Origin of the sequence: Sphingomonas sp. BK235 (assembly GCF_004345855.1) — a bacterium.
Taxonomy (GTDB): Bacteria; Pseudomonadota; Alphaproteobacteria; order Sphingomonadales; family Sphingomonadaceae; genus Sphingomonas.
This window is the reverse complement of sequence record NZ_SLXN01000003.1, coordinates 36443-47881: the sequence shown is the minus strand read 5'-3', so window position 1 is coordinate 47881 and position 11439 is coordinate 36443. Positions and strand designations below refer to the sequence as shown.

Sequence of the window (11439 nt, the reverse complement as noted above, 5' to 3'; positions counted from 1 at the left end):
AGCGCCCCCCGTCAGGGCAGCTCGGGCGTCTCCGCCTTGGTGGCCGCCCTGCGCTCGCGCTTCCACCGCGTCGCATTCTGCGCGACGCAGCCGGTCGCGCCCGCGGCGCCGACCGTGGAGCAGCTGCCGACACCGACGACTCCGACGCCCTGGTTCGCCGCTTCCTTGGCCGCCCAGGCCTGGTTCTCGGGCGTCACCTCGAAGTTGCGCAGCTCCTTGGGGATGCGGAACTGTTCCTCGGCGGGGCGGCGGGTGCAGACCACGACCTCGGCGCCGTCGGCGTTGGTGGGGCAACGCTCGTTGCCGTAGAGCACCAGCACGCCGTTGACCGGCGCGTTGCGCGACACACCCTCGGTCGCGGTGGTGCGCGGCACGCGCGGCGCGTCGGGCGACGGCGGCCCGCTCTGTGCCAGTGCGGCCGCCGGTGCGGTCAGCAGCAGCGCCGCGGCGAAGACCCGTCCTACCATCACCTTTCCTCTCAGATCCTCTTGGCGGTCGCGATCGCCACCCGGCAGCCGAGCCGGATCATCGCCGACATCAGCGGATAGGCCGGCGCATTCTCCGCGCCGTGCGCCAGCGCGGTGTCGCGGTGCTCCAGCTCCTCGGCCTGGAACTCGCGGATCGCCTCGGACAATTCGGGGTCGCTGTCGCCCAGCGCGACGAGCTGCTCCTCATAATGTTTGTCGATCTCGGTCTCGACCGCGGCGGTGCAGGCCATCGCCGCCTCCGGTCCGATCGCGGCGGTGACGGCGCCCAGCGCGAAGCCCGCGACGTCCCAGAACGGCTGGAACAGCGTTGGCCGCACGCCGCGCTCGACGATCATGCGATCGAAGAAGGCGCGGTGCTTCTCCTCCTGCAAGGCCATCGCCGAGATCTTGCGCGCCATCGGCGAGCGCTGGCCCATGATCGCGAGCTGCCCCGCGTAGATGCGGATGGCGCCGAACTCACCCGCCTGGTCGACGCGGATCATCGAGTCGGTCGCGGCGGGCTTGTCGCCGGGCTTCCAGGTCATGCGCGCCTCCAGAGCTGCGATACGATCAGCGCCGCGCCGACGAAGGAGAGCAGAGCGTTCCATCCCGCCAGTGACACGCCGAGCAGCGACCATTGCGCCGCGTCACAGCGAACGATCGGCGCGGCGAGCAGGTCCTTGAGCGCCTGGTCGGTGGAGAGGCCGACCGTGCTGGTCGTCTGGGTGCAGGCGGTCACGCCCTGCCACCAGTGATATTCCACGCCGGCGTGGAACACGCCGATCGCGCCCGAGACGACGATCAGCGCCGCCGCGCCCGCCACCAGCGTCGCCTGCACGCGCGGCGCGCGGATCACGAAGGCCAGCGCGGCCATCGCCACCGCGCCATAATGCGGCCAGCGCTGCCAGTGGCACATCTCGCACGGATAGAGCTCGCCGATCAGCTGGAACGCCCAGGCGCCCGCGAGCAGCGCCGCGGGCACCAGCAGCGCGAGCAGTCGCGCGTTGCGCAGCCCCTGCCCCGTGCGCGCGCCGAACGGCCGATCGAGCGTCGCGCCGGTCACTTCTTGCCCGCCGCCGGCGGATTGCTCGCCATCGACTGGGTTACCGCGGCGACCTGCTGCGGCCCGCCGAGCCGCGCGATCGTCTTGAGCGCGTACCAGAGCTGGAAGTCCTCGACGCCCTGTTTCTTGAGCGACTCCGGCGTCGCGGTGAAGCGCGGGTCGTCCTTGGTGTCCTCCTCCAGCACCGCATTGTCGGGCGACTTGATCTCGTTGATCAGGTGGCGGCGCAGGTCGGCCTCGCGGAACACCGGGCGCGACTTGTAATCGGGGTCGGAGAGCTGGGGCACGCGGATGTCGGGCTCGATCCCGCCCTCCTGCACGCTTCGCCCCGACGGCGTGAAATAGCGCGCGGTGGTGAGCCGCAGCGCGGTGCGCGGCCCGAGCTGGAGCAGCGTCTGCACCGATCCCTTGCCGAAGCTGCGCTCGCCCATCACCAGCGCCCGGTGGTGATCCTGCAGCGCACCCGCGACGATCTCGCTGGCGGAGGCGGTGCCCGAGTCGGTCAGCACGATGATCGGCAGGCCGTGCGCGACGTCGCCGGGCTTGGCGAAATAGCGCTCGATGTCGTCCTTCTCGCGGCCGCGCTGGCTGACGATCTCGCCGCGCTCGAGGAAAGCGTCGGACACCTCGATCGCCTGGGTCAGCAGCCCGCCGCCGTTCTCGCGCAGGTCGACGACATAGCCGAGCGGCTTGTGCCCGAGCGACTTGTCGATCGCCATGACCGCGGCGCGCGTGTCGGCCCCGGTCGCCTCCGAGAAGGTGTTGATGTTGATGTAGCCGACGTCGCCCTTCACTTCCCATTTGACCGGGCGCTGGACGATGACCTCGCGCACGAGCGTGACGTCGATCGGCTTGTCGCGGCCGGGGCGGACGAGCGTGAGCGAGATCTTGGTGCCGGGCTTGCCGCGCATCTGCGCGGTCGCCTCGTCGAGCGTGCCGCCGTAGATCAGCTTGCCGTCGATATGCGTGATGAAGTCGCCCGACTTGATCCCGGCGCGCCCCGCGGGCGTGTCCTCCTGCGGCGAGACGACCTTCACCGCGCCGTCCTCCATCGAGACGGTGAGGCCGAGGCCGCCGTAATTGCCCTCGGTCTGGATGCGCAGGTTGTCGAAGTCCGAGGCGTCGACATAGCTGGAATGCGGGTCGAGCGCGGCGAGCATGCCGTCGATCGCGCCCTTGATCAGCTGCTCGTCGGTGACCTTGTCGACATAGTCGGCCTTCACGCGATTGTAGACATCGAGGAACGTGTCCATCTCGCGATAGGTGCTGGTATCGGCGGCGGCCATCGCACCGGTGGCGACCGGCACCATCGCGATCGTGGTGACCAGCGCGGCGGCCTGGAGCAGCTTGGACTTCATGCGAACGGTCGAGACCCCGGTGAGAGCGATCCCGCGATGTAGCGGAATTGCACCCGCGATCCTAGCGCCCGCGCGGCTGAACCGCGGCTGAGCGGGGGACGCAGGCGCGGCGCCCGCGTGATCGCTCATCCCGCCAGCTGCGCCACGTCGACCGGTACGCCACGGCGGCGCAGCTCCACCGTCACGGTGGCATCGCGCCGGTCGGGCGCCCGGCCGAGCGCGGCGCCCGCGGCCACGCGATCGCCGCGCGCCACCGCTGCGGCGCCGACACCGGTCACCAGCGTCTGCCAGCCGGCGCCATGGTCGAGGATCACGATCGTGCCATAGCTGCGGAACGGCCCGACATAGCGCACCACCCCCGCCGCGGGCGCGACCAGCGTCGCGCCGCGCGTCACCGCCAGCGTCAGGCCGCGCGAGCGGACCCCATTGTCCGACAGCTCGCCCAGCCCGGTGATCAGGCGCCCGGTCGCGGGCAGGCGATAGGCCGGCGACGGCCGCGCCGCCGGCGCGTCGCTGCGCGGCGGCCCCGGCAGCGCGATCAGGTCACCGAGCACCGCCTCCGCCCCGCCCAGCGCGGCGATCCGATCCGCGGTGTCGCGCGCGCTTTCCTCCAGCGCCAGCGCGCGTTCGTCGTCGCCGGCCAGCGCGGCGAGCCGCTCGCGCGCCTCGACCAGCCGCGCGCGCTCCGCGACGAGCGCGCGTTCGGTCAGCTGCGCACTCGCCGACAGCGCGCGCGTCCGCGCCAGTGCTCCGCGCAGGCGCGCGGTGCGCTGGTCGAGCCGCGCCGCCTGCGCGCCGAGCACCGCTTCCACATGGACGAGATCGCTCACGCTGCCCGGGCGGGCCAGCACGGCGGCGCGCGGGCGGCGTGCCATCGCCGCGGCCGCGGCGACGAGCCGGACCACCGGCCCCTGTTCCGCCGCCAGCCGCGCGCGCTGCCGCGCCAGCCGCGTCGCGATCGCCGCGGCGCGCGCGCGCTCGGCCGCGATCTCGGCCTCCGCCCCGGCGAAGGACGGCGCGGCGCGGCGCGCGGCCGGCTCGGGCAGCGCGTCCGCGCCCGGGCCGAGCAGCGCCGCGGCGAACAGCGCCGCGCCGAGGCGGATCAGCCGCATCGCCTCAGCCCTCGCGGTGATAGGGATGGTTGGCGAGGATGCTGGTCGCGCGGAACAATTGCTCCGCCAGCATCGCGCGGGCGAGCAGATGGGGCCAGGTGGCGCGCCCGAACGACAGCAGCAGATCGGCCTTGTCGCGCTCGGCGTCGGAGAAGCCGTCGGCGGCACCGATCAGGAAGCGCGCCTCACGCACCCCATCGTCGCGCCACCGGCCGAGCAGGGTCGCGAAGCCGGTGGAGGCGAGCACCTCGCCTTTCTCGTCGAGCAGCACGCGACGGCCCTGCGCGATGCCGTCGGGCTCGCGTCCGCCGCGATCGGGCAGCTCGCTCAGCCGCGTCGGCCAGGCGATCCGCTTGAGATAGCGGTCGACCAACTCGGCCTCGGGCGAGCGTCCGATCCGTCCGCGCGCGACGATGTGGAGCAACATGGCGCGAGACTAGCGGCTGCGCGCCGCGGCGTCATCCGATGTCTGCGACAGGCGCGGCGATCCTTCGTCCCGCGAGAGCAACGCCGGCGGCTCTCTATGCGCCTTGGGTCCGGACCCAAAAGGCGGCTTAGTCTTTCATCACCGTCATCCCGGCCTCACGCCGGGATCCATGGTGCCGCGAGAGCAACGCCGGCGATTCTCGCGGCGCGATGGATCCCGGGTCAAGGCTCTCCTGAGCTTGTCGAAGGGCCCGGGATGACGGGAGCCTTCTGCAAGGCTCTCGCCATCATCGGGATGCCCCCTCTACCGAGGGGCGTTGCCGCCCGTCCTACGCCACGCCGGCGGCGGGCGGCGCGTCGCCGAACGACCACATCCGCTCGAGATTGTAGAAGCTGCGCACCTCGGGACGGAACAGGTGAACGATCACGTCGCCGGCGTCGATCAGCACCCAGTCCGCGCTGGGCAGGCCCTCGATCCGTGCCGAGCGGCCGGTCTCGCCCTTGATCTTCTCGGCCAGCTTCGACGCCATCGAGGCGACCTGGCGGGTCGAGCGCCCGCTGGCGATCACCAAATGGTCCGCGATCGACGACTTGCCCGCGAGCGGGATCGAGATCGTGTCCACCGCCTGGTCGTCGTCGAGCGATTGCAGGACGAGCCGGTGCAGCGCCGCGGCCTGGTCGGCGTCGGCGGTGCGGTGAGCGGGGTCAGTGGCGGGCAAGGTGGCTCCTCAAGATGCCGCGGGCGCTGCGGCGGGCGTGTCGGTGGCGGATCGGAATCCGGCGAAACGTACGTGCCAGGCAGGATCAGCCGCGCGAAGCTGCGTCGCGGACGTCGGGTCAGGGCGGAAACGCAGCAGCACCAGGGCTGGCACACTCCACTTGGTCCACTTCCTCGCCTGGCGTGCGGGCCGCCGAAAGCGCCGCAGCCAACCCATCGCGGGGGCCGCGAGGGCGCGCGCATCATAACCCGGACGCGCCACCACCGCAATCGGCATCGTCCGCGCGATCGTGCGCCAGCGTTGCCACTCATGAAATTGCGTCAGATTGTCTGCGCCCATGATCCACAGGAACCGTGCGCGCGGGTAGCGCCGCGACAAAGTGGACAGCGTGTCCGCGGTGTAGCGCGTCCGCAGCCGCGCCTCGATGTCGGTGGCGCGGATCGGTGCGCGTCGCGCCATCGCGCGCGCCGAGGCGAGCCGCGCCGCGAGCGGCGCCATCCCGCGTCGCGGCTTGAGCGGATTGCCCGGCGAGACCAGCCACCAGACCTCGTCCAGGTCGAGCGCGCGGATCGCCGCCAGCGTCAGGTGGCGATGGCCGCGGTGCGCCGGGTTGAACGAGCCGCCGAGCAGGCCGATGCGGCGGTTCACGGCCGCGCTGGCGCGTTGCCGCGCGACGCCGCGCCGCGCGCGCTCACCCGCGGACCTGGCCGCTGCCGCGCCCGATCCACTTGTACGTGGTCAGCCCCTCGAGCGCGACCGGACCGCGCGCGTGAAGCCGCCCGGTGGCGATGCCGATCTCGGCGCCCAGGCCGAATTCGGCGCCGTCGGCGAACTGGGTCGACGCGTTCCACAGCACGATCGCCGAATCGACCTCGGCGAGGAAGCGCTCGGCCACCGCCGCGTCGGCGGCGACGATCGCGTCGGTGTGGTGCGAGCCGTGCCGCGCGATATGCGCCAGCGCGCCGTCGATCCCGTCCACCAAGGCGACCGCGGCGATCGCGTCGAGATATTCGGTGTCCCAGTCGGCCGCCTCGGCGGGGGCGATCGCGGGCAGCAGCGCCTGTGCCGCGGCGTCGCCGCGCAGCGCGCAACCCGCCTCCGCCAGGCTCGCGAGCAGCGCCGCGGCATGCGGCCAGGCGCGATCGATCAGCAGCGTCTCCATCGCGCCGCACACGCCGGTGCGACGCAGCTTGGCGTCGATCACCACCGCGCGCGCCATCGCGGGCTCCGCCGAGCGATCGACGAAGACGTGGTTGATCCCGTCGAGGTGCGCCAGCACCGGCACGCGCGCCTCGGCCTGAACGCGCGCGACCAGGCTCTTGCCGCCGCGCGGGATGATGAGGTCGATCGCGCCCTCGGCGGCGAGCATCGCCCCCACCGCGGCGCGATCGGTGGTGGGCACCAGCTGGACCGCGTCGCCGGGCAGCCCGCCCGCGACCAGCCCCTCCACCAAGGCGGCATGGAGCGCGCGATTGCTCGCCACCGCCTCCGAGCCGCCGCGCAGGATCACCGCATTGCCCGAGCGAACGCACAGCGCCGCGGCGTCGGCGGTGACATTGGGCCGGCTCTCGTAGACGATGCCGATCACGCCGATCGGCACGCGCACGCGGCTGAGCGCGAGTCCGTTGGGGCGGGTGGCGCGGTCGATCACCTGCCCGACCGGGTCGGGAAGCTCCGCCACCGTCGCCACGCCGTCCGCGGTCGCGCCGAGCCGCGCGCGATCGAGCCGGAGGCGGTCGATCAGCGCGGGCGACAGAGCGTTGTCGGTGGCGCGCGCCACATCCTCGGCGTTGGCCGCGAGGATGGCGTCGGCGCGATCGCGCAGCGCGTCGGCGGCGAGGCGCAGCGCGCGTGCCTTGGCCGCATCCGCCGCCCCCGCGAGCGACGCGGCGGCAACACGCGCACGCGCGGTGAGCGCGGCGATCAGGGCGACGGGTGACTGGGGATCGAGCATCGCGTGCGGGTAGCACGCGCCCGGGTCATCGCCCAGCACGCCCGGTGCTTTTTCCGGGTCGCTCAGACCGCCTGCGCCGCCACCGGCGGATCGGCCGGGGCGCAGCTGCCATCGCGCGCGGCCGCCACCGCGGGCGGACGCGCGCGGCCCATCGTCCAATTCGCCTGGAGCCGGACGCGCGGGTTGGGCGCGCACCAGATCTCGCCGGTGTCGTTGATCGCGGTGACCCAGATCAGATTATGCTCCTGCCCGTAATCGATCACCGCGAAGGCATAGCCCGGCCCGCGATCGAGCACATGAACCGGAAGAGGCGGGTCGAGCTGCTGGAATGACATGGAAAAACGCTCCGTTGCCACGACTTAACCCATGCGAGGAAATTCCGGTTCCCGCGCTGGCGTCGGCGCTGGGCGCGCTTATATCCCGACGATGACCGACCCCGTCGACCGTCGCGGCTTCGTCGCGCTCGCCTCGCTCGGCACCGCGGCGATCGCGCTGGTGGGCTGTGGCCGCGCGGCCGATGCCGCCCCCGAGCAGTTCGCGGTGACCCGCACCGACGCGCAGTGGCGCCAGCAGCTCGGCCCCGCCGCCTATGACGTGCTGCGTCACGAGGGCACCGAGCGGCCCTTCTCCAGCCCGCTCAACGACGAGCATCGCGCCGGTACCTTCGCGTGTCGCGGCTGCGCCGCGCCGCTGTTCGCGTCGCGGACCAAGTTCGACAGCGGGACGGGCTGGCCGAGCTTCTACGCGCCGTTGCCCGGCGCGGTGGCGACGCGGACCGATCGAAGCCTCGGCATGGCGCGGGTGGAGGTGCATTGCCGGCGCTGCGGCGGGCATCTCGGCCACGTCTTCGACGACGGACCGCGGCCGACGGGCAAGCGTTATTGCATGAACGGCGTGGCGATGACGTTCCGCGCGGCCTGAGCGGCGCGCGACCGGCGACGCTTACTCGACCGGCAGCGTGCCCGCGACCGGCGCGGCGGCGGTGGTCGCGATCGTCATCGGGGCGAGCGGCGCCTCGGCCTCGATCATCGGCGCCTTGTCCGGATAGATGAAGCCGGCGAGCGGGTAATTGGTGGTACCGAGATCGCCGTTGCCGGCATACCAGACCCGCACCATGCTCCAGTCGCCCGCGGGCGAGACGTCCACCGCGCGCACGTCGCGCTCGATCCCGCCACGGCGCGACCAATTGGCGTGGGTGAGGAGCACCTCGCGCTCGCTGACGATCCGGCTGACCATCGCGACATGGCCGATCGGCATCCCGCGCGTCGCCTTGAACGCCATCACGGCGCCTTCCTGCGGCACGTGCCCGCGCTCGTAGCGGCCCGCGGCCTGGCCCCACCAGGTGTTGGCGTTGCCGCGGATAGCGATGCCCGACACCTCACGCGCGAACGGCACGCATTGCAGGTAGCGGGCCTGCGCGGGCGCCACCGTCATCAGTGCGCACGACATCACCAGCGCGACGCGCGCCGTCAGCGTCTTGGAATTCACGGGCGACCCCCCGGTCTCTCGAAACGGTGATGATCTGCTAGGCAGCAAATCGCACCGCGACAAACGCGCGAGGAACCTTTCCGGACGAGTCGAGTTGCGGCGGCGACGAGCCGACACCTCGCCGATCCGATGGGTCAGTAAGGCTGCCGCTGAGTGTGAATCAGCTATTAAAATCGACGTCTGGCGGCCCCCGAATCGCCGCAATCCCGATTCGTCGCGCCTCGCTCCGCCACGCCCTCGCTGGATCGCACGCATCCTTCATCGGACCAGTATGGTGTCTGCGGCGACCAACTCCGCCATTTTCGAACGTCGGGTTTGCCGAACGGCTTGCCGGCCCCGTGCTGCGCGCCTAGGGTCGCGGCGCCACCAACAGCCGATTGCCCGCCCATGGCCCTCGACCCCGACACGTTCGCCGCGCTGATCGAGACCGTCCGCCGCTACGTCGCCGAGCGGCTGCGCCCGCTCGAGGCGCAGGTGGAAGCCGACGACGCGGTGCCCGAGGCGGTCGTCGCCGAGATGCGCGCGATGGGGCTGTTCGGCCTGTCGATCGCGGAGGACTATGGCGGGCTCGGCCTCACCATGGCGGAGGAGGCGCGGGTCGCGATCGAGATGGGTCGCACCACGCCCGCGTTCCGCTCCACCTTCGGCACCAATGTCGGGATCGGCAGCCAGGGGCTGGTGCTCGCGGGCACGCCCGAGCAGAAAGCGCAGTGGCTGCCCGGGATCGCGAGCGGCGAGATCATCACCAGCTTCGCGCTGACCGAACCCGCGGTGGGAAGCGACTCGGGCGCGGTCACGGCGCGCGCGGTGCGCGACGGGGACGTCTATCGCCTGTCGGGGACCAAACGTTACATCACCAACGCCGATCGCGCCGACCTGTTCACGGTGATGGCGCGCACGGGCGAGGAGAGCGGGGGACGCGGCGTCTCGGCCTTCCTGGTGCCGCGCGACCTCGCGGGCGTGTCGATCGGCGAGCCCGAACGGAAGATGGGGCAGAAGGGCGCTAGGGTCGCGGACGTCCATCTCGATGCCGTCGCGGTACCCGTCGCCAACCGGCTCGGCGCGGAGGGAGAGGGGTTCAAGATCGCGATGCGCGTGCTCGACCGCGGGCGGCTCCACATCGCCGCGGTCTGCGTCGGCGTGGCCGAGCGGCTGATCGCCGACTGCGTCGCTTACGCCGGCGAGCGGCGCCAGTTCGGCAAGCCGATCGCGGAGCATCAGCTGATCCAGGCGATGATCGCGGACAGCAAGACCGAGGCGCTCGCCGCACGCGCGCTGGTGCTCGCCACCGCCGCCGCCAAGGACGCCGGCGACGACGTGGTGCTGGAGAGCGCGGCCGCCAAATATTTCGCCAGCGAGATGGTCGGCCGCGTCGCCGACCGCGCGGTGCAGATCTACGGCGGCGCGGGCTATATCGCCGATTACGGGATCGAGCGGCTGTACCGCGACGTGCGGCTGTTCCGCCTCTACGAGGGCACCAGCCAGATCCAGCAGCTGATCATCGCGCGCGAGACGCTGAAGCGCGGCGGCTGAGATGACCGCGCACGCTGCGCCGGCGCGCGCGGCGGCGCCGATCGAGAACCAGGGGATCGGCCGCGTCGTGACCGGGCGGTCTCGCAGCAGGAGAGGCATATGAACACCGACCATCTGTTCCGGCTCGACGGTCGCGTCGCGCTCGTCACCGGGGGCAGCCGCGGGATCGGGCGGATGATCGCCGCGGGTTTCGTCGCGCAGGGCGCCACCGTCTATGTCTCCAGCCGCAAGGCCGAGGCGTGCGAGGAAACCGCCGCCGCGCTGGGCGAGCGCTGCCACGCGCTGCCGATGGACGTGGCGTCGGTCGACGGGTGCCGCGCGCTCGCGGCGGCGCTGGGTGAGCGCGAGCAGCGGCTCGACGTGCTCGTCAACAACGCGGGCGCGGCCTGGGGCATGCCGTTCACCGACTTTCCCGAGAGCGGCTGGGACAAGGTGATGGACCTCAACGTCAAATCGCCCTTCTTCCTGACCCAGGCGCTTCACCCGCTGCTGCGCGCGGGCGCGGCGGCGCATCCCCCGGCCAAGGTCATCAACATCACCTCGATCGACGGGCTGCGGCTCAACCCATGGGAGACGTACAGCTATCAGGCGTCCAAGGCGGCGCTGATCCATCTCACCCGCCGGCTGGCGGCGCGGCTGGTCGAGGACGGTATCCACGTCAGCTCGATCGCGCCCGGCGCCTTCGCCAGCGAGATGAACCGCGCCGCGCGCGACCATGGCGACGCCGTGGCCAAGCGCATCCCGGCGCGGCGGATCGGCGAGGCCGAGGACATGGCGGGCACCGCGATCTTCCTTGCCAGCCGCGCCGGCGACTATGTCGTCGGCGAGACGATCGCGGTCGACGGCGGGCTGGTCAACGCCTCGCTGGGCGGCGGGATCGACGCGTGACCGCGTGGGCGAGGCGGTGTCGGCCCCGCCCCGTCGAGCGGCGTCGCCGCCTCGATCCCGACGCATCGGCCGCACGACGACATCCGGAACGCCCCACCGCCGCCGCTTGTTCTCCGCGCGAAGGAGACAGTGCATGACCGAGGACGACACCAAGCCGACCGAGCTGACCGAGCGGCCCAATCTGTCGACCGAGCACCAGCGCGAGGGCGACGCGCGTCGCCCCAGCGACACGCTCGACAAGGGCCAGCCGGCGCGAGAGACGATCCCGCGCAAGTCGTCGCTGCTCGGCGATGACTGATTCGTCGCGGCGCGCGCCCGAGCGCGGCCCGACCGTGCGCGGGACACGCTCGTGCCGCACCGCAGCAACGTTGCAGACACGTAGGCGTGCGCGCGGAAACACTCGTTCCGAACGGCGAGACATAGTGTTTCCG

The 11439-nt window shown here is 72.1% G+C and carries 15 protein-coding genes; 4 read left to right on the top strand and 11 right to left on the bottom strand.

What is annotated here, in order from left to right:
* Window positions 1-11: 11 nt before the first annotated feature.
* From EV292_RS09210 to EV292_RS09165, 10 genes are all read right to left on the bottom strand, one after another.
* The gene (locus EV292_RS09210; RefSeq protein WP_243693690.1) at window positions 12-467 is read right to left on the bottom strand and encodes a hypothetical protein; all 456 of its coding nucleotides are present in this window, start codon (window positions 465-467) and stop codon (window positions 12-14) included.
* 11 nt (window positions 468-478) lie between these two features.
* On the bottom strand, window positions 479-1012 hold the full coding sequence (locus tag EV292_RS09205; RefSeq protein WP_132908928.1) for a demethoxyubiquinone hydroxylase family protein: 534 nt from the start codon (window positions 1010-1012) through the stop codon (window positions 479-481).
* Window positions 1009-1530 carry a disulfide bond formation protein B gene (locus tag EV292_RS09200; protein WP_243693689.1) on the bottom strand — a complete coding sequence of 174 codons (522 nt, stop codon included), beginning with the start codon at window positions 1528-1530 and terminating at the stop codon, window positions 1009-1011. Before EV292_RS09200 ends, EV292_RS09205 begins: the two co-directional genes overlap by 4 nt.
* Window positions 1527-2888: a S41 family peptidase gene (locus EV292_RS09195; protein ID WP_132908927.1), complete on the bottom strand. Its 1362-nt coding sequence runs from the start codon at window positions 2886-2888 to the stop codon at window positions 1527-1529. Before EV292_RS09195 ends, EV292_RS09200 begins: the two co-directional genes overlap by 4 nt.
* Window positions 2889-3013: 125 nt before the next feature.
* On the bottom strand, window positions 3014-4000 hold the full coding sequence (locus EV292_RS09190; protein ID WP_132908926.1) for a peptidoglycan DD-metalloendopeptidase family protein: 987 nt from the start codon (window positions 3998-4000) through the stop codon (window positions 3014-3016).
* Window positions 4001-4004: 4 nt separating this feature from the next.
* Complete coding sequence (locus tag EV292_RS09185; protein WP_132908925.1) at window positions 4005-4427, bottom strand: 23S rRNA (pseudouridine(1915)-N(3))-methyltransferase RlmH; 423 nt, start codon at window positions 4425-4427, stop codon at window positions 4005-4007.
* Between the two features lie 328 nt (window positions 4428-4755).
* On the bottom strand, window positions 4756-5145 hold the full coding sequence (rsfS, locus tag EV292_RS09180) for a ribosome silencing factor (protein ID WP_132908924.1): 390 nt from the start codon (window positions 5143-5145) through the stop codon (window positions 4756-4758).
* A gap of 9 nt (window positions 5146-5154) precedes the next feature.
* Window positions 5155-5793 carry a nicotinate-nucleotide adenylyltransferase gene (locus EV292_RS09175; protein ID WP_132908923.1) on the bottom strand — a complete coding sequence of 213 codons (639 nt, stop codon included), beginning with the start codon at window positions 5791-5793 and terminating at the stop codon, window positions 5155-5157.
* A 43-nt stretch (window positions 5794-5836) separates the two neighbouring features.
* Window positions 5837-7099, bottom strand: coding sequence for a glutamate-5-semialdehyde dehydrogenase (locus EV292_RS09170; protein WP_132909398.1), 1263 nt, complete (start codon window positions 7097-7099; stop codon window positions 5837-5839).
* A gap of 62 nt (window positions 7100-7161) precedes the next feature.
* Window positions 7162-7434 carry a hypothetical protein gene (locus EV292_RS09165; RefSeq protein WP_132908922.1) on the bottom strand — a complete coding sequence of 91 codons (273 nt, stop codon included), beginning with the start codon at window positions 7432-7434 and terminating at the stop codon, window positions 7162-7164.
* 91 nt (window positions 7435-7525) lie between these two features.
* Between EV292_RS09165 and msrB the strand changes: the two genes are divergently transcribed.
* Complete coding sequence (msrB, locus tag EV292_RS09160) at window positions 7526-8020, top strand: peptide-methionine (R)-S-oxide reductase MsrB (protein WP_132908921.1); 495 nt, start codon at window positions 7526-7528, stop codon at window positions 8018-8020.
* Between the two features lie 21 nt (window positions 8021-8041).
* Here msrB and EV292_RS09155 read toward each other — a convergent pair whose 3' ends face one another.
* Window positions 8042-8548 (bottom strand): CHAP domain-containing protein, encoded by a 507-nt coding sequence (locus EV292_RS09155; protein ID WP_132909397.1) that lies wholly within the window; start codon window positions 8546-8548, stop codon window positions 8042-8044.
* A gap of 426 nt (window positions 8549-8974) precedes the next feature.
* Between EV292_RS09155 and EV292_RS09150 the strand changes: the two genes are divergently transcribed.
* From EV292_RS09150 to EV292_RS22595, 3 genes are all read left to right on the top strand, one after another.
* Window positions 8975-10120, top strand: a complete 1146-nt coding sequence (locus tag EV292_RS09150) for an acyl-CoA dehydrogenase family protein (protein WP_132908920.1) — start codon at window positions 8975-8977, stop codon at window positions 10118-10120.
* 99 nt (window positions 10121-10219) lie between these two features.
* Window positions 10220-11008 (top strand): SDR family oxidoreductase, encoded by a 789-nt coding sequence (locus EV292_RS09145; protein WP_132908919.1) that lies wholly within the window; start codon window positions 10220-10222, stop codon window positions 11006-11008.
* 133 nt (window positions 11009-11141) lie between these two features.
* Window positions 11142-11306 carry a hypothetical protein gene (locus tag EV292_RS22595; RefSeq protein WP_165927068.1) on the top strand — a complete coding sequence of 55 codons (165 nt, stop codon included), beginning with the start codon at window positions 11142-11144 and terminating at the stop codon, window positions 11304-11306.
* Window positions 11307-11439 lie beyond the last annotated feature (133 nt).